This is a genomic window from Acinetobacter sp. XS-4, from assembly GCF_023920705.1.
In the GTDB taxonomy this organism is placed as follows: Bacteria; Pseudomonadota; Gammaproteobacteria; order Pseudomonadales; family Moraxellaceae; genus Acinetobacter.
Map to the genome: position 1 here is coordinate 3,752,077 of NZ_CP094657.1, position 23,151 is coordinate 3,775,227.

Annotated in this window: 22 protein-coding genes; 10 read left to right on the forward strand and 12 right to left on the reverse strand. The window is 39.8% G+C overall.

Annotation, left to right across the window (positions count from 1 at the left end):
• Positions 1–4: 4 nt before the first annotated feature.
• The 3 genes from MMY79_RS17410 to MMY79_RS17420 form a co-directional block, all read right to left on the reverse strand.
• Positions 5–1,009 (reverse strand): DUF4062 domain-containing protein, encoded by a 1,005-nt coding sequence (locus MMY79_RS17410; protein ID WP_252610556.1) that lies wholly within the window; start codon positions 1,007–1,009, stop codon positions 5–7.
• A gap of 118 nt (positions 1,010–1,127) precedes the next feature.
• Positions 1,128–1,994 carry a glutamate racemase gene (gene murI / locus MMY79_RS17415; RefSeq protein ID WP_252610558.1) on the reverse strand — a complete coding sequence of 289 codons (867 nt, stop codon included), beginning with the start codon at positions 1,992–1,994 and terminating at the stop codon, positions 1,128–1,130.
• A 46-nt stretch (positions 1,995–2,040) separates the two neighbouring features.
• Complete coding sequence (locus MMY79_RS17420; RefSeq protein WP_252610560.1) at positions 2,041–2,652, reverse strand: DUF1285 domain-containing protein; 612 nt, start codon at positions 2,650–2,652, stop codon at positions 2,041–2,043.
• Between the two features lie 186 nt (positions 2,653–2,838).
• Between MMY79_RS17420 and MMY79_RS17425 the strand changes: the two genes are divergently transcribed.
• The gene (locus MMY79_RS17425) at positions 2,839–4,551 is read left to right on the forward strand and encodes an electron transfer flavoprotein-ubiquinone oxidoreductase (protein WP_252610562.1); all 1,713 of its coding nucleotides are present in this window, start codon (positions 2,839–2,841) and stop codon (positions 4,549–4,551) included.
• Between the two features lie 101 nt (positions 4,552–4,652).
• Here the strand turns inward: MMY79_RS17425 and MMY79_RS17430 are convergent, their stop codons facing one another.
• Positions 4,653–5,033 (reverse strand): hypothetical protein, encoded by a 381-nt coding sequence (locus MMY79_RS17430; RefSeq protein ID WP_252610564.1) that lies wholly within the window; start codon positions 5,031–5,033, stop codon positions 4,653–4,655.
• A gap of 132 nt (positions 5,034–5,165) precedes the next feature.
• The gene (tusA, locus tag MMY79_RS17435) at positions 5,166–5,423 is read right to left on the reverse strand and encodes a sulfurtransferase TusA (protein WP_252610566.1); all 258 of its coding nucleotides are present in this window, start codon (positions 5,421–5,423) and stop codon (positions 5,166–5,168) included.
• Positions 5,424–5,608: 185 nt separating this feature from the next.
• Here tusA and MMY79_RS17440 point away from each other — a divergent pair, with 185 nt between their 5' ends.
• Positions 5,609–6,448 (forward strand): CBS domain-containing protein, encoded by an 840-nt coding sequence (locus tag MMY79_RS17440; RefSeq protein ID WP_004794939.1) that lies wholly within the window; start codon positions 5,609–5,611, stop codon positions 6,446–6,448.
• On the forward strand, positions 6,445–8,004 hold the full coding sequence (gene lnt / locus MMY79_RS17445) for an apolipoprotein N-acyltransferase (RefSeq protein ID WP_252610568.1): 1,560 nt from the start codon (positions 6,445–6,447) through the stop codon (positions 8,002–8,004). The genes MMY79_RS17440 and lnt overlap by 4 nt, the downstream gene beginning before the upstream one ends.
• A gap of 1 nt (position 8,005) precedes the next feature.
• On the opposite strand, the gene MMY79_RS17450 is transcribed toward lnt, so the two are convergent.
• Positions 8,006–8,344: a tRNA-binding protein gene (locus MMY79_RS17450; RefSeq protein WP_174746156.1), complete on the reverse strand. Its 339-nt coding sequence runs from the start codon at positions 8,342–8,344 to the stop codon at positions 8,006–8,008.
• Positions 8,345–8,587: 243 nt separating this feature from the next.
• Between MMY79_RS17450 and MMY79_RS17455 the strand changes: the two genes are divergently transcribed.
• Positions 8,588–8,848 carry a DUF2798 domain-containing protein gene (locus MMY79_RS17455; protein WP_252610570.1) on the forward strand — a complete coding sequence of 87 codons (261 nt, stop codon included), beginning with the start codon at positions 8,588–8,590 and terminating at the stop codon, positions 8,846–8,848.
• A gap of 64 nt (positions 8,849–8,912) precedes the next feature.
• Here the strand turns inward: MMY79_RS17455 and MMY79_RS17460 are convergent, their stop codons facing one another.
• The 3 genes from MMY79_RS17460 to gspF form a co-directional block, all read right to left on the reverse strand.
• The gene (locus MMY79_RS17460) at positions 8,913–9,257 is read right to left on the reverse strand and encodes a hypothetical protein (RefSeq protein ID WP_252610572.1); all 345 of its coding nucleotides are present in this window, start codon (positions 9,255–9,257) and stop codon (positions 8,913–8,915) included.
• Between the two features lie 270 nt (positions 9,258–9,527).
• Positions 9,528–10,043 (reverse strand): type II secretion system major pseudopilin GspG, encoded by a 516-nt coding sequence (gene gspG / locus MMY79_RS17465; RefSeq protein WP_252613561.1) that lies wholly within the window; start codon positions 10,041–10,043, stop codon positions 9,528–9,530.
• A gap of 23 nt (positions 10,044–10,066) precedes the next feature.
• Positions 10,067–11,272, reverse strand: coding sequence for a type II secretion system inner membrane protein GspF (gene gspF / locus MMY79_RS17470; RefSeq protein ID WP_252610575.1), 1,206 nt, complete (start codon positions 11,270–11,272; stop codon positions 10,067–10,069).
• A 148-nt stretch (positions 11,273–11,420) separates the two neighbouring features.
• Between gspF and MMY79_RS17475 the strand changes: the two genes are divergently transcribed.
• The 6 genes from MMY79_RS17475 (at position 11,421) to MMY79_RS17500 (ending at position 18,806) form a co-directional block, all read left to right on the forward strand.
• The gene (locus MMY79_RS17475; protein ID WP_252610577.1) at positions 11,421–13,649 is read left to right on the forward strand and encodes a primosomal protein N'; all 2,229 of its coding nucleotides are present in this window, start codon (positions 11,421–11,423) and stop codon (positions 13,647–13,649) included.
• Between the two features lie 76 nt (positions 13,650–13,725).
• Entirely contained in the window at positions 13,726–15,570 is a 1,845-nt protein-coding gene (locus MMY79_RS17480; RefSeq protein WP_252610579.1) for a monovalent cation:proton antiporter-2 (CPA2) family protein, read from the forward strand.
• 166 nt (positions 15,571–15,736) lie between these two features.
• Positions 15,737–16,612, forward strand: coding sequence for an Hsp33 family molecular chaperone HslO (locus MMY79_RS17485; protein WP_252610581.1), 876 nt, complete (start codon positions 15,737–15,739; stop codon positions 16,610–16,612).
• 137 nt (positions 16,613–16,749) lie between these two features.
• Positions 16,750–17,361: a LysE family translocator gene (locus tag MMY79_RS17490; RefSeq protein WP_004794957.1), complete on the forward strand. Its 612-nt coding sequence runs from the start codon at positions 16,750–16,752 to the stop codon at positions 17,359–17,361.
• Between the two features lie 147 nt (positions 17,362–17,508).
• A complete protein-coding gene (locus MMY79_RS17495; protein WP_252610583.1) occupies positions 17,509–18,465 on the forward strand; it encodes a DnaJ C-terminal domain-containing protein in 957 nt (318 codons plus the stop codon).
• Between the two features lie 11 nt (positions 18,466–18,476).
• The gene (locus MMY79_RS17500) at positions 18,477–18,806 is read left to right on the forward strand and encodes a chaperone modulator CbpM (RefSeq protein ID WP_016139411.1); all 330 of its coding nucleotides are present in this window, start codon (positions 18,477–18,479) and stop codon (positions 18,804–18,806) included.
• A 225-nt stretch (positions 18,807–19,031) separates the two neighbouring features.
• Here the strand turns inward: MMY79_RS17500 and MMY79_RS17505 are convergent, their stop codons facing one another.
• The 3 genes from MMY79_RS17505 to rpsO all read right to left on the reverse strand — a co-directional run bounded on the left by MMY79_RS17505 (position 19,032) and on the right by rpsO (position 22,944).
• Positions 19,032–20,243: a magnesium transporter CorA family protein gene (locus MMY79_RS17505; RefSeq protein WP_252610585.1), complete on the reverse strand. Its 1,212-nt coding sequence runs from the start codon at positions 20,241–20,243 to the stop codon at positions 19,032–19,034.
• 85 nt (positions 20,244–20,328) lie between these two features.
• Positions 20,329–22,416 carry a polyribonucleotide nucleotidyltransferase gene (gene pnp, locus MMY79_RS17510; RefSeq protein WP_252613563.1) on the reverse strand — a complete coding sequence of 696 codons (2,088 nt, stop codon included), beginning with the start codon at positions 22,414–22,416 and terminating at the stop codon, positions 20,329–20,331.
• Positions 22,417–22,674: 258 nt separating this feature from the next.
• The gene (gene rpsO, locus MMY79_RS17515) at positions 22,675–22,944 is read right to left on the reverse strand and encodes a 30S ribosomal protein S15 (protein ID WP_002114951.1); all 270 of its coding nucleotides are present in this window, start codon (positions 22,942–22,944) and stop codon (positions 22,675–22,677) included.
• Positions 22,945–23,151 lie beyond the last annotated feature (207 nt).

Consider the following 23,151-nt stretch of genomic DNA (forward strand, 5'->3'; position numbering starts at 1 on the left):
CGCTCTAAGCTTTTAATCGAACGCCTCGATGATTCCATTTATAGCTAAGCAATATCTTTTGAGCTTTAGTGGTTAGTTTCCATAGGCCATATGATTGTTCAGTTTGCGTTGGAACAATCCAGCCTTGTGATTGCATTTGATTTTTAATTCGAAATAGTGCCTTGTGATTAATCTGTGCACAGGCCACCGCATGTGCACGAGGTAATTCCTGACGGGCATCTTCTAAGCCTGCCTGATTTAAATATTCATTCAGACAAATTCCAAAATTCTCTTCTGGCACAGCTGTTTCAAAGCGCTTTGCCAGCACGCTTAACAACTGAGACCATGTCATTTGTCTCTGTCGTTTCAGCTCTTTGAAGTTGCCATCCTGAAATGCTTGAATCTGATATTCAAATGCAAAAATATCTTGCGGTGCAACTTCGTTTAACTGCACTGATGGCTCGGTTACTCGCTGTTCTAACTGCAAAATTTTACTTCTTAATAGTCTAATTTCGTCTTCCAACTGCTGAGCTTGATGAGCAGGAACCCAACCTTGCCCCATATGTTGCTCAACCATTAAAGGGATATTTAAACGGACAGCCAACTCCAATTCACGTGGAGTCTTAAAGTAAAAAATATGCTTTGCTTCGTGTAATAACTTTTTTCTAAATACGAGAAATTTATCTTTAAGTTGTGGATGTGTTTCTTGTAAATCTATTTCACGGCTTTCAGGCTGTTCATGCATGAATACAATAATAGGTTTAGCCTGACTTAACGCGTATTCATATTCTAAAGACAGATAACTCACACCAGAAATCGATTGCTCTCCATACTGACTTCCTAGAAGTAAGATTACATAATCACATTCATCAATTTGTCGACGTGCAAGTGTGGTCGTTAAAGGTGTTCGATGTTCTAGCCCCCAAGCAAAGAAACCCATTCCCACCAAGGTTTGAGACAAAACCATTCGCTCTGGCTGCATATCGCGGCCAGACGTTGAAATAAAAATCTGATAGCGTGTATCGAGCATAACAATACCCTTTCGCCTCATGATCTGTATGTGACTTAAAATCAGCCAAGATCATGAACCGCCCCAAATAAAATAATAAATATAAAAAAACACTATTTTCTAAATGATATCAAAAAGATCAGTTCAGATTATGAAGTGTCCAAGTTAACTCTTGTGGAATCATATGTTCTAAAACAGGTTGCAGTGCCTCGGCATTATTACCGCTGACATAACATTCAATACGTGCAACATTCTGACCTATTTGGTCACATAATAACGCATTTTTTATTAAAATACGGGCTGTTTGTCGGGCAACTGCTAACCCTGAGTCAACCAGTGTGAATTGGTTATCAAAAAGATGATGAATTGCTTCATTTAAGAAAGGATAATGCGTACAACCGAGCACTAAATAGTCTGCACCTTGCTCAGCGGCAGGCTGTAAAACCTCTTTTAATGCGTTTAAACACACCTCACCCATTTGCTGCCCCGCTTCCACACAAGGCACAAGTTCAAGACTGGTTAAAGTCATGACTTTAACTCCTGCTGGAACAGCAAACTTCTCGACAACATCTTTAATAAGTTGCCCACGAAAAGTAGCAGGTGTTGCCAACACGGCAACCACTTTAGAACGTGTCTGTAATACGGCAGGTTTTAATGCGGGAACTAAACCAACAATTGGAAAGTGTTCACCATAATGCTCACGCAAATGATCAAGGCTAAATGCTGAAGCGGTATTACAGGCAACCACCGCAATTTTACAACCTTGGCGGTATAACCAATCAACGGCGCGAGCTGTGAGCTCTCTAATTTCTTCATCAGAACGAGGGCCATAAGGAACGTAGGCTGTGTCGGCATAATACACAATACGTTCATTCGGCAAATGTCTAGCTATTTCTGCTGCGACCGACATTCCGCCAATTCCTGAATCAAAAATACCAATTGGGGCATCTGCTGATGCTTTAGGCATAGGTTCTAGATTGGTAAACAGAGGTTGTATGGCGGTCATAGCTGTACTGAAGTGTCAGAAAATTTCACTTCCTAAAGCTTAAACCTCAAGTGCCTAATTGCAAGAACAAATTACCACTTTTTAACTCTAAAACGGTTTCACCATTCTCTTTTTCGATGAGTGTTCCATAGTTCACTAAGTGATAAAAAGACTGGCGTTGAATAAGCGCATTAATTCCAAATCGGACATGTACGTAAGGACGTAACTCCCCTGCATATTCACGCATAAAAATTGGATGTTCAGCATCAACCAAAATCACATCTTGATTGGTCGTGGTCAGTTGTAAAAATTGATCACCTGAAATTTCAACTTGATCGACCTGATTGACTAATAAAGGTTCATCTTCAACCTCAATTTCAATTTGTTCTACGGGGGTTTTCAGGTAGAATTTCCCTTCTTCTTTCCATAGGACTTTGGTAAATAGATCTAATAGAGCTTGGCGCTTAATTAATTGACCTTCGTGCCACCATTCTCCATTGGCTTTAACCGTCAAATCCATTTTGCCGCAATGCTTTGGATGCCACTGCTCTAAAGGTGGAATTGACCTTTTGTGACTTTGCTGTACACCTTTTAAGTATTGTGCAATGTTCATTAAGTTTTTATCATCAGATAACGGTATTTTTCCCATATCCGATGGGGAATTATTTTGATTTACCATAGTTTATGCCTTGCTGACGAAAAAATATGACGACTCAGCCAATTGGCTAGATCATGGTTTAAAACTATACTAGCCAAAACGATAAAAGGCACAATAGCATATTTGCGCCTATGGATTAAAACACTCACGGCAGCACCGAATTTCTGAATATGACGGTTGCCACCTTTAAGTATTGAGGAGTCCTACATGGAACACATCGAACGTGAATCGATGGAGTTTGACGTTGTCATCGTAGGTGCAGGACCTGCCGGTCTGTCTGCTGCGATTAAGATCCGTCAATTAGCGATTGAAAATAACTTACCCGATCTTTCTGTTTGTGTAGTTGAAAAAGGCTCTGAAGTAGGTGCGCATATCTTGTCTGGTGCTGTGCTTGAGCCACGTGCCATCAATGAACTTTTCCCGAACTGGAAAGATGAAGGCGCGCCTCTTAATGTCCCTGTCACTGAAGACAAAACATTCTTCTTACTTTCAGACACCACCTCAAAAGAAGTACCTCACTGGATGGTTCCTAAAACCATGCACAACGATGGTAACTATGTGATCTCTTTAGGTAACGTTGTACGCTGGTTAGGTCAAAAAGCTGAAGAATTAGAAGTTTCGATCTTCCCTGGCTTTGCTGCATCTGAAGTACTTTACCATGAAGACGGTACTGTAAAAGGTATTCAAACTGGTGACATGGGTATTGGTAAAGATGGCGAACCAACGCATAACTTTACTCCGGGCTATGAACTTCACGCTAAATACACTCTCTTTGCTGAAGGTTGCCGTGGTCATTTAGGCAAACTCCTAATTGCAAAATACAACCTCGATAAAAATGTTGATCCACAGCACTACGGTATCGGGATTAAAGAGCTTTGGGAAATTGACCCAGCAAAACATAAGCCGGGCTTAGTCATGCACGGCGCTGGCTGGCCATTGGCTGAAACAGCTTCTTCCGGTGGTTGGTGGTTATACCACGCTGAAAACAACCAAGTGACTTTGGGTATGATTGTGGACTTGTCTTATGAAAACCCACACATGTATCCATTTATGGAAATGCAGCGCTGGAAAACTCACCCACTGATTAAACAGTATTTAGAAGGTGGTAAGCGTATTTCTTACGGTGCACGTGCTGTAGTGAAAGGCGGTTTCAACTCATTGCCTAAATTGACTTTCCCGGGCGGCTGCTTGATTGGTGATGATGCAGGTTTCTTAAACTTTGCAAAAATCAAAGGCTCACACACTGCCATGAAATCAGGCATGTTATGTGGTGAAGCTGTATTTGAGGCGATTGCTGCTGGTGTAGAAAAAGGCGGTGACCTTGCCATTGCACGCGTTACCGAAGGCGAAGATTTATTCACTAAAGAATTAACCTCATACACTAACAAATTCAACAACAGCTGGTTAAAAGAAGAGCTTTATAACTCTCGTAACTTTGGCCCAGCAATGCATAAATTTGGTCAGTGGATGGGTGGTGCATTTAACTTTATCGACCAGAATGTCTTTAAAGTGCCATTCACTTTACATGACTTGAAGCAAGACTTCGCTGTATTGAAAACCGTTGATGCAACTAGCTTCAAGCCAAACTATCCAAAACCGGATGGCAAGCTTACATTTGACCGTTTATCTTCTGTGTTTATCTCTAACACGGTTCATGAGGAAAATCAGCCAGCTCACTTGAAGCTTACTGATCCGTCAATTCCAGTGAACGTAAACTTACCGAAATGGGATGAGCCTGCACAGCGCTACTGCCCTGCTGGTGTTTACGAAATCATGGAAGATAATGATGGTTCTAAACGCTTCCAGATTAACGCAGCGAACTGTGTTCACTGTAAGACCTGTGACATTAAAGACCCATCTCAAAACATCACATGGGTAACGCCAGAAGGCGGCGGTGGTCCGAATTACCCTAATATGTAATTCCTTGCGACACGGCAAAGCGTTGCTTTGCTAGCCATGTCTCATATCCAAACATGTAATAAAAAAGCCTCGATTATTCGGGGCTTTTTAGTGGAATTTGCTTATTGAAAAGGTGGTATTTTGGCTACGTTTAAATTGAGGTTCTTTTTATAGAAAATAAATGAGCCTAATAAAAACAGGCCAAGAAAACCAAAGTTTCGTGCTAAATCGAAGTACCAAACTGACTTACCAAACAATAAATCAATAACTAACATAAGCCCCATAAAACTTGCATGTAAAATCAAACTCATCTTTATTTTTGGTTCGGGAGCAAAATATGTATTTCTATAACCCAACAAAATTGAGCCAAAAATAACAACAGTAACCAAAATAATGACAGCAACAGTTTCAGATAACCAAGAGGTTTCTATTTGTAATAAACCAGCAATACAGAAAAACCAAATAAAAATAAATAAGCTTCGTTTCACAAAATATTTAATCATTTTTATACGTCATTTATACACATCATTTTATAGATTATATAATGATTCTTATTTGTAAAAAATTATCATTTCAAATTAAATTTGAATTATTAATGGCTTCTAATCGTCGTTATTAGAAGCCTTATTATTCTATTACCCTTTCTTCACTAAGTAATGAAATTCTTTATGACCATTTTCATCTAAGCATTCTTCTTGCAACAACAACTCATGGCCTAAATGCATACAAAATTTAGGAATATCCCACGAGGTCGAATTATCTGTTGCGAAGACTTCAACCACATCCCCAGATTTAGATTTGCGGATGGCTTGATGCAACATCATGACAGGTTCCGGACAACGTAAACCACGCGTATTGAGTTGTACAGTAGGTGAAATGGGTTGCTCTGACATAACAAACTCGAACAAATAGAATTTTCACATTTTAGCATAAACAAATTACTGAGCTGTTAACTGTAACTGGCTTTTACATAACAATATACGTTTTGTCTTTTAGCTTGTTTTATAGATGCATAAGCATCTTTTCTTAGGTATGATTCAAAGTATTCATTTGATAGATTGAGTCTTTAGGAAAGATCATGCAAGAGGAACCAAGTCCGTCGTGGGGAATGCGCGGCTTACGAAAATGGTTAGGCACAGCACCAGAAACCCGTGATGAATTATTAAAATTAGTCCAAAATTCACGTCGCTTTTTAGAACCAGATACTGTTGCCATGCTTGAAGGTGTTCTTGACCTTCCAGCTACAAAAATTCGTGAAGTCATGACACCACGAACAGCAATGATCAGTTTGCAAGAAGATGATCAGTTACTTGATATTCTTGATGTATTGGTCGAGTCTGCTCACTCACGCTTTCCAGTCTTCTCTTCTGATCAGCCTGATAATGTTGTCGGGATTTTGCTCGCAAAAGATTTACTGCCGTTTCTAACTGAACCGAATACCAAAGTTGATATTCGAGTTCTTATGCGTCAACCCTTATTTGTTCCAGAAAGTGCGCGTTCCGATCAGGTTCTACGCATGTTGAAACATACACAGACTCATATTGCTATTGTGATTGACGAATATGGCTCAACGGCCGGTCTTGTTACGCTCGAAGATATTCTTGAAGAAATCGTTGGCGAAATTGAAGATGAACATGACACTGCTGATGAAGATGCTCAGTACATCGTTCCTGACAATGACCATACAGTAGCAAATGCATGGATGGTGCAAGCACTTACACCAATCGAACATTTCAATACTGTTTTAGATGCTGATTTTTCTGACGATGAAGTAGAAACTGTCGGCGGTTTATTACTTCAAGAGATTGGTCTGGTAAGTGATTTACAAGGTCAAACTGTTGAGCTTGGAAATTGGTTATTTACAATCGTTGAAGCAGATGCCCGCACTATTCATCTGATTCGAGCTGTACGTCAATGAGAGCATACTTTGAAAAGCTGTTAGATTCATCGCAACCACAAAAACAGCTTCCTTTAATTTTTCCTTTACTCATTGCTTTATTTTCAGGTGCCGTGTTCAGTTTTTCACTGGCACCTTATTATTGGTGGTGGTTGGCAATTTTATCTCCAGCCCTACTCTATGCATCACTACATAAACGTTCGGCTAAACAAGCATTTGTTATTGGTTGGAGCTATGGCTTCGGCTTATGGTTTGTAGGCGCTTTTTGGCTCTACACTTCCATCCATGTATATGGCGACACCAATGCTTTTCTAAGCGTGTGTATGATTGCTGTTATGGCCCTGCTTATGGGCTTATTTACCGCACTTCAGACTTGGGTTTACCGACGTTTCTTTCCTGAAACACCACTGACTTTTGCACCACTCTGGATTGTTTTCGAGTGGGCAAAAACTTGGGTATTTACAGGTTTCCCATGGCTGTTTGTGGGTTACGCTTTTACTGAACGTTTACTCGATGGTTACGCACCTCTATTCGGTATTTATGCAATTTCCTTCGTCGTCATTGTATTAGCATGTGCTTTAGTTGAAGTTCTGCGCAAGCGTATTTTCTGGGTGATCCCATCTGCCCTATTAGTTTTAGGCGCATGGGGAGCATCATATATACAGTTTGTAAAACCTAAAGCTGCTAAACCACTTAGCGTTTCGCTGATTCAAGGTAACATTCCACAAGATTTAAAATGGTTAACTGAATATCAAGTTAGAACATTAGAAATTTATGCTGGTCTGACTCAATCTGAATGGGGCCGTGACTTAATTGTATGGCCTGAATCATCAATTCCACTCTTCCAAACTGACATTGAACCGTTTTTGGATGCAATGGATGCACAAGCTAAAAAGAACCACACTGCATGGGTAACTGGTGTTCCTTACTGGGATGTTACCAAATCTCATGAAGTCGGTAGCCCGCTGTATTACAACAGCATTATGGCGTCTGGTAGCGATTCAAGCGGCCTCTATAAAAAGCAGCGCCTCGTACCTTTTGGTGAATATATTCCATTATCAGGCTTACTCTCTTGGGTATTACCAGCCATGCAAAATGATATTAGCATGAGTGGTTTTTCACGTGGCGAGAGTAACCAGAAACCACTCATGATCAAAGGGCATGCGCTTGCTGCTGCGATTTGTTATGAAGTGGCTTATCCAAACCTTACCCGACGCAATGCAGAAGACAGCGACTTTTTGGTGACTGTATCTAATGACGCTTGGTTTACGGGTACTGCTGGACCATGGCAACATTTACAAATGGTGCAGATGCGAGCTAAAGAAAATGGTCGCTGGTTTATTCGTGCAACCAACACCGGTGTAACAGCGTTTATTGATCAAAATGGTCATATCACTGAACAAGCACCGCTCGATAAAGAGTTTGTCTTGAGAGGCGATTTACCTGCAATGCAAGGACAAACCCTTTATAACCGTTTAGGTGATTATCCAGTGTTAGGATTTGCAGTATTACTGCTGATTTTAGGTTGGGTATATCGTCCACGTAAAGTTGACATTTCTTTTAAATCCCGCCGCTAATTTACAATAACTTTGTACCCAGAGGTACTTCAAACTCTGGGATACAAAGTGCTACTTCACCCTCTGCATTATGAAACCCTGTCACTAAGCATTCGGACTGAATAGGCCCAATTTGTTTTTTAGGGAAATTCACTACAGCAACAACTAACTTACCCACCAAATCTTGTGGTTGATAGAGCTTGGTAATCTGTGCACTTGATTTACGCACACCCAATTCTTCACCAAAATCTACATGCAAAATATAGGCAGGTTTACGCGCCTTTTCGAAAACTTCAGCTTCAATAATTTTACCAACGCGAAGCTCTACTTTTAAAAAATCATTCCACTCAATTTGTTCCATTTACTTTTTCTCATGTTCTTAAATATCTGATTTGAAGCATATAATATGTACAAAAAAAGAAACACCCTCTTTTTATTTCCAGATTTCAAAATTCATGTTAAATTAAATCTGCTCATCAAAAAGCCGTAAACGTTTACGTCAATCAACGTGCCAACATACCTCCAACAATGCTTGGAGCTATTTGTTCAAAATATTTTTATATTTTTGAATGGCACTGGCGTTTGTTGGTTTACGGAGTCAAAAATGCAAAACTCAAAATCTTTGTTTAGTTTTAAAAAACTTCCAAATCGCTACACCTCTATCGTTTTGCCTTTTCTTCTGTCCATCATTATGACTTTTGTGGTTTCGATGATCAGTACATTACGAAGTTTGGGATTAGAAGAATTTTCCATTTATATCTGGATGTCTGCATGGGCAATTTCTTGGTTAATCGCTTTTCCCACGCTACTTTTCATTTTGCCTATTGTCCGTAAAATTACAGCAATAGTGGTACAACCTGCTTAACTAAAAAATAAAACGTAGATGTTTAGTATACGTTTTATTTAAAAAATTTGGTTTTAAAAGATCATTAAAAAGCGATCGATAATTGCAAAGATAAATAAGCAACTAAACTCGATAAAAACACCATTGGCACATAACGATAAGCTTTAAAAAGTAATTGCTCATATTTAGTAGATATTTGTTTAGCTTGCCAAATACTCGCTTTTAATGCGGTAAAAAAGCTCACCATCAACCATGCACTCACAATACTTAATGCGAAGAAACCAATCATAATTTGGCTACTTCCCTCTGTACTCAACCATAACTTTAATGAAACTTCGGCAATTGGCAATAAACCCAAAATCAATAGGACAGATTTGAGCATTACCCAATGGAACTGAGTCAGTTCAGCTAATATGAGAAATGCCTTCATTTTAATCTCTCCTTTTTAATTGAATAAAGTGCTTTTTATTTATTATGCAAAGCTTTCATTTAAATATATAGCTTATTTTTCTCTACATTTTAACTTTCTTGTAACTATTAAATATGGGAATAATTCTTATTATAAATCTCAAATATAATTATTAACTTTAATTTATATTTTTCAGTTGTTTATTATATTTTTCTGATTGAGAGAGATTATCAATTCAAATTTATCAGTTTATCTTTTTAACTGAATTGATAATCTCTATTATATTTTCAATTAAGGCTGATAATAAATATCTGCATCATTACCTTCACCGCCATCTTTACCATCTGCCCCAAATGAGTACAAATCAAAAGCTCGACCATCTGCCCCTGGAATGACATATTGAACATCATTTTTCCAACTATCTTTCGGATAACCACCTTTTACATAACCACCTGGCATCCAGTTTTTTGCTGTCGCAGGTTGATTAACCAAAGCATCTAGTCCACCTTCTTGCATAGTTGGGAAGTGTCCATTATCAAGCTTGTACTGATCTAAAGCACCTGCCACACCTTTTAATGTAATTTGGGTGGTATCAATTTTAGCTTTTTCACTACGCCCCATAACATTTGGTACGATTAACGCTGCTAACACGCCTAAAATTACAATCACGACCATAACTTCAATGAGGGTAAAGCCTGAGGCGCGTTTCATTCGAGTACCGCTCGAACGTGCCGCAAGTCCGAAAGCTACGCTTGAGGTTTTTTGAGCATCCTTAACGTGCTCTTTTTGTTTCATGACCATCTTCATCATTATCTCTAATATCAAAGTTATTAAATCATATTGTTCATATTTACGATTGGCAGCATAACCGCGATTACAATAACCAGTACAATGCTTGCCATTAGAACCAGCATAAGCGGTTCAAGTAATGCCAGTAAGGTTGAAATAAATGTTGTAACCTCACGGTCTTGCATGGTCGATGCACGTTCTAACATCCGGTCCAGTTCGCCTGATGCCTCACCACTTCGAATCATTTGTACCATCATTGGTGGAAAATAACCACTGCGCTCAAGTTGTGTACCCAAGTTGCCACCTTCTGTCACACGCTCAGCTGCATGGGCAATTGAATCGCGTATGACCCAATTACTAGTCACTGCCGCACCAATTTTTAAGGCATCGACCAAAGGTACACCTGAACGCGTCAAAATAGATAAAGTACTGGCAAATCGTGCAGAATTAATACCACGTGACAGTTTACCGAATAATGGCAATTTGAGTGTTAATCGATCAAAAGCATAGTGCCCAGCAGTCGTTTTTAAAAATCGTACGAATGCGACTACTCCCACAACTGCAAAAATAATAATAAATACCCAAGCATGCCGAATAAAATCGCTGGCTTTCATTAAAGCAACTGTAATCCACGGTAGAGCATCTTTGCTTTGATCAAATGTTTTTACAATCTCTGGCACAACGTAAGTCATTAAGCCCATCACAATACCAAAGGACATCAGCATTAAAATGATTGGGTAAATCATAGCGCCCTGAACCTTCTTTTGCATGGCAGAACGGTTTTCAGTGTAATCCGAGAGCTGATCTAAAATCAGATCTAAATGCCCCGAACGCTCACCTGCTGCGACCGTTGCAATATAGAGGTCAGGAAACCGTCCAGATTGCTGCATCCCTTGTGCGAGTGAATGCCCTTCTAAAACACGAGAACGGACAGATAATAAAAGATTTTGCACATGCGGTTTTTCACTTTGCCTGCTCACCGCACGTAATGCTTCTTCTAGAGGAATTGCTGCTGCAACCAAAACAGAAAGTTGTCTGGTCATGAGTGCTAAATCATAAGCACTGAACTTTTTTTGGAATAACCCCTGACTCTGATGTTTATCTTTTTGTTCAACAGGGTCAACACTAATTGGTGTCCATGCTTTATCACGTAATTGTTGGCGAATCTGGCGTGCTGAGTCTCCCTCAAGCACTCCTTTTTGCTGCTTCCCTGAAGCATCAATGGCAGTAAATTGATATGCAGGCATGGTAATGTTCTAATTTTCCAAAAATAATAGTCGCTGCTGTTGCATCTATGCTACGCAATCATTCATATTCGTTCTATAGCCTGTGTAGAATACCCAAGTCCTCTTCACGACGCTATGCCGTTTTTTAAAATTGACGAAATGAGCCTCTATGACCATAACGCCAAAGCCTGATTCAGTTGTTTATCGTGTGCGTGTAGCCGTACCTGTGCATCTGTACGACACTTTTGACTATACACTCACCGAAGCACAATATGAACGGGCTCACGTAGGCTCACGCGTCGCCATTTCATTTGGACGCCAAAACCTGATTGGCATCATTACTGAAAAAGTAAATCCACATGAGCCATTTACGGGTAAATTTCAACTTAAAGCCATTTCTGAACTTTTAGATGAAGAACCTATTTTAGATGAACAAGTTTTAAGTTTATTGACATGGTCCGCACAATATTACCAATTTCCAATTGGTGAGGTCATGCAAACAGCTCTTCCGGCTTTATTGCGTCAGGGTAAACCGATGGATGTTTTATTCCATCTATGGAAAATTACTCCCTGTGACGATGTCGAAACTCTGCTTAAACGCTCGGTGAAGCAACAAGATGCTTATCAGATTTTAAAATTACATCCTTCGGGAACAACAGAAAATATTCTGAATTTAAGTGGTGTAGAAACTGCAACGCTTAAAGCACTTCAAAAGAAAGGGCTGGTAGACTGTACGCTCGAACCACATGACTTTAGCCCTACACCTGTTCAATTGGCACAAATGCCGCTCACGCTAAATGAAGATCAAAAGCAAGCGACTCAACATGTCATTAAAGCCCAGCATCAATACCAAGCATTTTTGCTCGATGGTTTAACAGGTAGCGGTAAAACAGAAGTTTATTTGCACATCATGCATGAGGTGCTAAAGCAAGGTAAACAAGTACTGGTGTTAGTGCCTGAAATTGGTTTAACCCCTCAAACTATTTCCCGTTTTAAGTCTCGTTTTAACTGTGATATTGCTTTATTGCACTCTGGCTTAAATGACTCTAAACGCTTGCAAGCATGGCAACAGGCACAAACCGGAAAAGCGTCTATTATTTTAGGGACACGATCTGCCATCTATACGCCACTGCCACGTTTGGGATTGATCATTTTAGATGAAGAACATGATCTGTCTTATAAACAGCAAGAAGGTTTCCGTTACCATGCGCGTGATGTCGCACTATACCGCGGTCACTTGCAAAACTGCCCTGTGATTTTAGGATCAGCAACACCAAGTATTGATAGTTATTATTTGGTCGAAACTGGCAAATTAACGTCCCTGCAACTCAACAAACGTGCTGGCCATGCACTTTTGCCTAAAATGCATTTGATTGACCTTAAAATTGTCAAAAAACAGCATGGAATCAGTCAGCCCCTTATTGAACAAATCAAACATACATTAGCTAGGAAAGAACAGGTTTTAATCTTTTTAAACCGTCGTGGCTATGCACCTGTACTGGTTTGTGAAAGCTGTGGATGGCAAGCAAATTGTCCACATTGTGATGCACATTTTACTTTGCACACCCAACCTTATTCTTATCTACATTGCCACCACTGTGGAACCATTCATCGCTTACCCGATCATTGTCCTGAATGTCAGCAAAAAAGCTTAAAAACCTTAGGGGCAGGAACCGCTAAGGTCGAAGAACACTTACAAGAACTATTTCCAGAGTATGATGTCATTCGGGTCGATCGTGACAGTACCAGTCGTGTCGGGAGCTGGCAAAAAATCTACGACCGTATTCATCAAAACAAACCAACAATTTTGCTCGGCACTCAAATGTTGGCAAAAGGCCATCATTTTCCACATGTCACATTGGTTGCCATTTTAGATATTGATGCAGGTTTACTCAGCGTAGACATCCGTGCGCCAGAACGTACGGCGCAGCTGATTGTACAAGTCGCTGGTCGTGCAGGTCGTGGTGAACACAAAGGCCATGTATATTTACAAACATTAAGACCTGACCATCCATTACTCACCACGCTCATCGAAAAAGATTATCGGGCAGTAGCCAAACAGACTCTTGCAGAACGTAAAGTTGCTTTGCTGCCGCCTTATCGCTATGCAGTACTAATACGTGCAGAATCCAAAGATCGTGACTATACCTTACAATTTTTAAATGAAGCTGCCGAGCAACTTCGTCAAGTCGCTGGTGAGATTGTTGATATTTGGGGACCTATTCCAGCGCCGATGGAACGTAAAGCAGGACGCTACCGTGCCCACATGGTGATTTTATCTGCTGACCGTGCTCGCCTACACTTTTACTTAAGACAATGGTGGTCTCAATTGGTTCATGCCCCAAGACAGCATCAACTCAGGCTATCAATTGATGTCGATCCGCAAGAATTTAATTAGATGATTTGAATATCATGGTGTGAAGAAGCCTTTTTGGCTTTACACTTAAAAGAGACTAATACATTCGAGGCAATGAATGTCATTCCTACTGCAAGCAACAATCTTTCTTGGAGCTTCTCTGATTTTAGTCCCTCTTGGCAAACGCCTAGGGATAGCAACAGTTTTAGGTTATTTATTTACAGGAATACTTCTAGGTCCTAGTGTTTTAAATATTGCACATGACCCTGAAGCAATTATGGAACTTGCCGAATTCGGTGTCATTTTATTGATGTTCCTGATTGGTTTAGAACTAAGGCCACAGCGGTTGTGGGAAATGCGTGACTCTATTTTTGTAATGGGAAGTCTGCAAGTCCTCATTAGCGGTGGCGTACTTATGCTAATCATACTATTACTCTTTAAGCAGCAGCTTTCTGTTAGCTTTGTCATTGGTTTTGCCCTTGCGCTGTCTTCTACCGCTTTTGTATTACAACTTCTGACTGAAAAGCAGCAACTCAACACGACTTATGGTCAGCAGTCTTTTTCAATTTTGCTCTTTCAAGATATAGCGGCGATTCCCTTACTTGCCATCATTCCATTATTGGCAGGAACAGAATCAACCCATCACGGGATCGCTTATTTTGCAGCTATTATTGCAACCTTTACGGGCTTGTTTTTGTTTAGTCGCTATGTGATGCGTCCATTCTTCCGTTTTGTTGCCAAAAGTGGCGCGACTGAGCTTATTACAGCAGTAGGATTATTTATTATTCTTGCTGTTGTCTTGCTTATGGATACCTTAGGAATTAGCACTACATTAGGCGCGTTCCTCACAGGTGTATTATTAGCAGATTCAGAATTTCGTCACGAAGTTGAAGCGAGTATTGCACCGTTTAAAGGTCTACTACTTGGCTTATTCTTTATGACCGTGGGTATGACTACCCAACTGTCCCTACTCATTGAAATGCCTTGGCTTATTATTGGTGGAGCAGTCGGCTTATTACTCATCAAAACACTAATATTGACTGCCATTGCACGCTATAAAAAATACAGTTGGAACAATAGTTTGCTTTTGGGTACTTGCTTAGCACAAGGCGGAGAATTTGCTTTTGTAATTTTGAGTCTTGCAAAAAGTGAGAAAATTTTAACTCAAGCTCTACTAGAGCCAGTGACCCTTATTGTGACCTTGTCGATGGTACTTACCCCAGTGATTTACTGGATTATGGCAACTCAGGTCATTCCTCTGTTTAATAAAGAACGTCCACCTGAGTACGATGAAATTCCTCAGCAAGATAACCCAATTATCATTGCCGGTTTTGGTCGATTTGGACAAATTATTGCGCGTATTGCCCGCCTGCAACATTTGGGCTTTACCGCAATCGACAACAATCTTCATCAAGTGGACTTTGTGCGACGATACGGCGGTAAACTTTATTATGGTGATGTGACCCAACCAGATTTACTGCGTTCTGCAGGTATTGAAAAAGCCAAAGTATTTATTTTAGCGATTGATGATGTTGAAGATTCAATGAATGTCGCTCGCCATCTCAGATTAAATTATCCAAACTTAAAGCTGTTGGCTCGTGCTCGGGACCGTCACCATGTACATCTTTTAAGAGATTTAGGCGTGGAATACATTTGGCGTGAGACGTATTTATCCTCATTAGGTATGGCTTATCGTGCCTTGCGAGAACTCGGTATCTCTGATGAACAAGCCTATAACAATATCGAAATCTTTCGAGATTATGATGAGAAATTGCTCATACAGCAGCAAAGTATTTATACTGATGAACAGAAGATCTTTGAAACACATCGTAATGCCTTAGCCGAACTTGAGCATTTGTTTGAAAGTGATGCTCAGCAACAGGCCACATCAAAACACGATGTGAATTTAAAGCGTCATTTACAACCAAATCGCATCGACATTACACGAGATCATCTAGAATAACTTGAGATTTCAAAAAATGGCTATATTAAGGACTTATTCACATTGCCTAAATAATTGGACAATGGGCATCAATACGCTGCCCCTGTCCGGCTTGCGGCTTCGCTGCATTTCCTAAGCTTGATTAAAACGAAATAGTTATACTCTGCTTAGGGCCCTGGAGAATATTATGTCTGATTTACGCCAACGCTTTTATATTGAGAACTTTCCGGTTCGTGGGGAAGTAGTTCATCTAGAAGAGGCACTACAAACTATCTTAGCTCAACGTGACTATATGCCTGCAGTTAAAATTCTGCTAGGTGAAATGTTGAGTGCGACTGCATTACTTGCAAGTACACTAAAAATCAAAGGCCGTATCAGCTTGCAAATCCAGGCTAGCGGCACCTTTAAGTGGGCAATGGCTGAATGTAATCATTTAGGTGAAGTTCGTGCTCTAGCGGATTACGAAACGGATCCACGCTTCATTGAAGCAGCAGATAGCAGCACAGTTCTCGGCGCTTTGGTTAATCCAGTTTTATTTATTAATATTGAACCGGAATTTGGCGAGCGTTATCAAGGGATCGTGCCGCTTGACCAAGTCACCTTAGCAGGTTGCCTGATGCAGTATTACGATTTGTCTGCACAAATTCCAACTCGCATTGTGTTAGCAAGTACGACCAAACGCTCTGGTGGTTTACTCATTCAGCTTTTGCCACGCCACAATGAAGAAGAGCAAAAATTAGTCGATGAAGATTTATGGCCACGCTTGACCATGTTGACTGAAACATTAAAAGCTGAAGAGCTCACCAATTTAGATGCAAACGAAATCTTATATCGTTTATATAACGAAGAAGAAGTTCGTTTACCAGAAATTGAAGCACTAAAATTTGGCTGTACATGTTCAAAAGAACGCTGTGCACATGCGCTGATTCAAATTGGTGTAGACGCTGTGCATGAAACGCTAGAGGAACAGAACCCGATTCGTATGGATTGCCAGTTCTGTAATACTCAATACACCTTTACTGCTGAAGAAGCTTTAGCATTATTTGGTGAACATTTAAGTTAATCGTGAAAATTTATAAAAAGGCGGATATACCGCCTTTTTATTTGTCTGTACTTTTGATGATAATTTTCAATATCTTATTTTAGATAGGATAATATAAGGCTACTTTATAGCCTAATAAATAAGATGCTCAAAACGCCATGAATTATTTTGATTATTTTCTCTTTATTTTTAGTGTAGTTATCATGATTGCGACCCCAGGTCCTGTCATGATTTTAGTTGCAAGCGCTGGACTTAAAGGAGGGTATAAAAAAGCCCTTGAAACCATTTTTGGGACAAATTTAGCATCTCTTGTCTTAATTTTTATTTCAGTACTCGTTTTAAAAGGAGTACTGAGTGTTAACGATAGTTATCTTAATATCATTCGTATTTTAGGCTGTCTATATATTGGTTATTTAGGTTTCAGCATTCTCAAAGAAGTCATTCAGGCACCTCACCCAGAAGCAATACAGACAGTTTCAGCACAAAATGGAGGCTTTAAAAAAGGCTTCCTTGTCGGTATTTCAAACCCGAAAGATATTATTTTTTTCTCGGCTTTCTTTCCGCAATTTGTCTCTATTACACCTCAATTAAATTTAAGTCTAACCATACTGACCCTGACATGGATTGTTTTAGACTTCCTTACTTTATCTCTGGTTTATATATTCTTCCGCCGCCTTTCTAACAGTCATTTATATCCAAAAATATTAGGCCTATGCGGTTTATTACTTTTACTTATTGCCCTTTACGGCTTATATCAAAGTTTCATCTAAATCATGATGAGGTATAGGCCCCATTTACCTATACCTCTTCCTATCAATTTCATTTTTGAATAGAACAACTCTTATACAATCCAGCTTATTGAAAACTCTAAAAATCGTTTCATAATGAAATAAACCACACCATCGTGATAAAACATTATGGCAAAAAATTATTATGAAGAATTAGGGGTTACACGCAAAGCCTCTGCTGATGAAATTAAAAAAGCTTATCGAAAATTAGCTCGTAAATATCATCCTGACATCAGCAAAGAAAAAGATGCAGAAGAAAAGATGCAGGCAATTAATGTTGCCTATGACACGTTAAGCAATGCCGAAAAAAAAGCTGAATATGACCAGATGTTAGATCACCCTCAAGGTTTTAATAACTTTGGTCAGGGCGCTGCACAAGGCGGTTTTGATGGAGCACAGTTTTATCGCCAAGGTTTTACAGGTGGTGAGCAAGCAGACTTTAGTAGTTTTGAAGATTTATTTGGTCGCTTTGGTGCAGGATTTGGTGGTGGTCAGCAGCAATACCAAAGACAACAGCGTAGTTATCGTGGTGAAGACCAGCATGCCAGCATAGAGGTCGATCTTGATATTGCCTATCAGGGATCAACGCAACAGATTACCCTACAAATTCCGACTGTGAATGCTTATGGCGAGCCTGAAGTTCAACGCAAAACCTTACAAGTCAAAATACCAAAAGGTATGAAAGAAGGTCAGCAAATCCGCTTAACAGGACAAGGGCAAAGTGGTATCAATGGCGGTGCCAACGGCGATCTTTATATTGAAATTCAGTATAAAGACACAGACCGCGTTCATGTTGAAGGCAGTGATGTCTATTTGACTGTAGATGTAGCACCGTGGGAAGCAGCCTTAGGTCAAGGTATTGAAGTAAAAACCCCGGCTGGACCTTTAAACGTCAATTTGCCTCACAACGCAAAACAAGGACAACAGCTACGCTTAAAAGACAAAGGGATACCAAATAAAACGCCAGGCCATCTCTACTTAATTTTAAATATTGTATTCCCACCAGCACATTCTGAAAAAGAAAAACAAGCCTATCAGCAACTGGCTGAAGCCTTCGCTTCATTCGAACCTCGTTCATCTCATTAGGGAGCAAGATCATGACAACCATTCATTATCGAGAAATTGTATATGACGGCCATACCTTTAGTGCGGAGGTCGTTGATGAACAATCTACATTTGATCTACAACAATTTGCTCAAGCTTGTGGTCAAAGCCCTGACTGGATTATTCAGTTAATTGAATATGACATTTTATCAGTCGACAATACACCTGAAGCACATCAATTTATGGGTGAAGATGTTGCCCGTGCTCGTAAAGCTTATCGTCTGCAACGTGACTTTGACGCAAGTTTGGCAGCAGTTGCGGTGATGTTAGATTTGATTGATGAAGTACAACAACTTAGAAAACAGTTGAAGCATTTTCATTAGATTAGATAGTCACGACGGAGTCCTACTGGCACTCATTGTCTATTCCATCAGCTAATTACGTTACTTTTGTTTTGGCAAAAGTAACCAAAACCATTGTCATCCACAAAACCTGTTCACTATCCTCATTTAAATCATTATTTTGCAAAAACAATAATTTCTAAATTATGGGCAGGTTGTGGATGACGCTTAGCTCGAGAAAATTTTGGAAAAAAATTCAATAAAAAATTATTTTAACCGAGTAATTTTCTCTAATTCCTTCACAGTCTGTTTAATCGGTTCATATTCCAAAAACCAAAATAAATTCATCCGATCTTGACGATGCTGCTGAGCTAACAAATCAATGACACTTTTTTCACCACGTCCAACCAAATGCTGTCGATAAAAATAGTACAACAGAAAAATCGTACTAATGAGCATAGCACCCAGCATAATCCAGAAACCAACGGGTGATTTAAGACCAGGAATAAACTCAAAATTCATTCCATAAATGCCCGTTAAAAGGGTAAGCGGTGCAAAGACTGCCGTGATAATTGCGAGAATCCGCATGTTTTCATTGGTTTGGTTCGCAATAGCAGAAAAATGTAAATCAATAGCCGACTGAATTGCGCTGCGTAACCGCAAAGTATGTTTCTGAATACGTTCAACATGACTCATTAAATCATTTAAACGAACCAGTAAAATATCTTGAGAATTACGGATGTGACCACCAACGACATGATGGTAATTTTCTACAATTTCATCCCGAAATTCTTGAAGGGTTTCGATTTGTTCTTCGCATAAATTTTCGACCTGTTGAAAGGCCATATTTTCATGGAATAGTTGGTGCCACTGTTTAAAACGGCGATTACCCTGTAACAATTGCTGTTGCCAATGCTCGACTCTTCTCGTCAATGGCGAGCGGATATCAAGGTAACCATCAACCATACTATTTAACAGACGTAATGATAAATCGACGGGAGAATTCGGTAATTTACGGGTTTTGTTTTGTTCTTCTAACGTTTTACATAAAATATTTTCGAGACGTTGAATATAGTTTTCAATCGACTTATTCCCCTGCTCGCGCACACTAATCAGCACATCAGGCGTCAAAATAAAACTAATGGGTGTCGTCGCTAAACCAAAAACACTATCTTGTGATTCTGCATGTTTAATTTCATCGTCAGGTGTGACCAATTTCTTAAAAATTAATAAGTCATATTCTTCAAGCGTATCAAATGCACAGGGATGTTCAATATTGGCAATATCCCGCATATGAAACTCATTAATAACCACACCTGAAAGCTTTTGAATCTCTTGTTGCCATTCTTCGTTATGGTTAACCACATCCGTTCTGACACTATCAATCCAGAAAAACTCCAGAACATGTTCACTATGCTGTTCGCGGCTTAAAAAAACATAGCCGTCGCTTTGATGGCGATAAAAGTAATAAACCTGCATACCACAACGATCTGTTTTTGTATTACTTGCATCATGCCATAAAAAAAGTCCGCATCAAGCGGACTTTTTCATGTCACTAGAACAATTATGCTTGTTCAATGTCTTTCATAGTCAATTTAATACGACCACGATTATCAACATCAGCAACTTGTACTTTAACTTCCTGACCTTCTTTAAGAACATCAGTTACGTTCGCAATACGTTCATTTGAAATTTGCGAAATGTGAAGAAGACCATCCGTACCCGGCATGATATTTACAAACGCACCGAATTCTACAATACGGATTACTTTACCGTCATAGATCTTACCTGGTTCAACTTCAGCAGTAAGTGCTTGAATTTTTGCAATTGCAGCACGAGCAGCAGCTTTAGTTTCACCAAATACGCGAACTGTACCATTGTCTTCGATATCAATCGCAGCCTTGGTTTCTTCTGTAATGGCACGAATCGTTGCGCCACCTTTACCAATAACATCACGGATTTTGTCTGGATTGATGTTAATCACTTCAAATGTCGGTGCATGAGCACTGATTTCCGAACGAGCACGTGAAATTACTTTATTCATTTCATTAAGGATGTGCATACGACCAGCAAATGCTTGGTTTAATGCAACTTCCATAATTTCTTCAGTAATACCTTCAATCTTGATGTCCATTTGAAGTGCAGTAATACCGTTTTCAGAACCTGCTACTTTAAAGTCCATGTCACCTAAGTGATCTTCATCACCTAAGATGTCAGAAAGTACTGCAAAACGCTCACCTTCTTTCACTAAGCCCATTGCGATACCAGCAACTGGTGCTTTAAGTGGAACACCCGCATCCATAAGTGATAATGACGCACCACATACAGAAGCCATTGAAGATGAACCGTTAGATTCAGTAATGTCAGATACAATACGAATCACATACGGGAAGCGGTCAGCAGCAGGAAGAACTGCTTGAACACCACGACGCGCCAAACGACCATGACCAATTTCACGACGTTTAGGACCAGATTCACGACCAGTTTCACCTACAGAGTATGCAGGGAAGTTGTAGTGCAACATGAAGTTGTCAGTTTTAGTACCTGACAATGTATCAACCATTAATGCATCACGAGTATTACCCAAAGTTGTTGTTACCAACGCTTGAGTTTCACCACGTGTAAATAATGCAGAACCGTGAGCGCGGTCTAATACACCAACTTGAACGTCGATACCACGAACAGTTTTAGTATCACGGCCATCAATACGTGGTTTACCTGACAAGATGTTGTCACGTACTGTACGGTATTTAAGGTCTTCAAATAATTCGTTTACTTCGTCAGCAATACCAGTTTCGTCATTTTCAGGAACGAACTTAGCTACAGCTTCTGCATAAAGTGCATCAAGTGCTGCATAACGATCTTGTTTAACCGCAATCGTATATGCTTCAGAAATTTTAGCTTCGAAAGCTGCTTTTAATTGCTCAAGAAGAGCTTCATTTTTGCTTGGAGCAACCCAAGTTGATTCAACTGCACCGGCAGCAGCAGCAAATTCTTTAATTGCTTGAACAGCAATTTGCATTTCGTCATGACCGAAAAGTACAGCACCTAACATTTGGTCTTCTGAAAGCTCTTTAGCTTCAGATTCAACCATCAGTACCGCAGATTCAGTACCCGCAACCACAAGATCAAGATCACTTTCTTTCAACTGTTCAAAGTTCGGGTTAAGAACATATTCACCGTTGATTAAACCAACACGTGCGCCACCAATTGGACCACGGAAAGGAGTACCAGCAATAGACAATGCTGCTGATGTACCAAGCATTGCTGCAATATCAGCATCCATAGTTTTGTCAGAAGAAACAACCGTTGCTGTTACTTGGATTTCGTTGAAGTAACCTTCTGGGAACAATGGACGAATTGGACGGTCAATAAGACGTGAAATTAAAGTTTCAGCTTCAGAAGCACGGCCTTCACGCTTACCGTAACCACCAGGGATACGACCCGCAGCATATTGTTTTTCTTGATAGTTAACTGTTAACGGGAAGAAGTCTTGACCCGCTTTTGCTTTAGGTTGAGCAACAACTGCAACTAAAACAGTTACGCCGCCCATTGTAACTAAAACTGTATTTGCTTGACGTGCAACGCGACCCGTTTCTAAAACGACTTGATGTTGACCGAATTGGAATTCTTTACGAACGATATTAAACATTGACATGTATTGTATTTTCCTAATTTTATTCTAGTGAGACCCCTAAGGTTTGGCATTCAGACTACAACTATTGGTAGATAAATGACAAAGCTTAGAAGCCATCACACTAGGCCAAAAATTTTAAATAATATTAAACGCAAAGAAGGAGCGCACAAGCGCCCCTTCTAAACATCACTTAACCTAAAATTAAGTGAAACTCTCTTTTCAGCGATAAAGCATTGCGACATGCGAAATAGCGAAAACAAAGTGAAAATCGAATTAACGACGTAAACCTAAAGCACCGATCAAAGCAGTGTAACGACCGTGGTCTTTACCATTTAAGTAGTCGAGCAATTTACGACGTTGGTTAACCATACGGATCAAACCACGACGGCTGTGATGGTCGTGTTTGTGAGCTTTAAAGTGACCTTGTAAATCATTGATTTGAGCAGTCAATAAAGCTACTTGTACTTCTGGTGAACCAGTGTCATTTTCAGCGCGAGCAAATTTAGCAATGATCTCTGCGCGGTCTGCATTAGTTAAAGCCATTCGATTTCTCCGAGATGCTTAAAAAAGTTAACGATATTAATCAGTTGAGGCAACTGACTGCCGTGCATCACTACAGCAAGTTGTCTATTTTAAGGTATCTATAGGTGGATTGCAAAATTGTTTTCAGTAACTTGTCATTTTAGACACTGACACGAGCAAGTTAACCCTGCACACTACCTTTGAATAAAAAGAAAGAAGCGCGAGGGA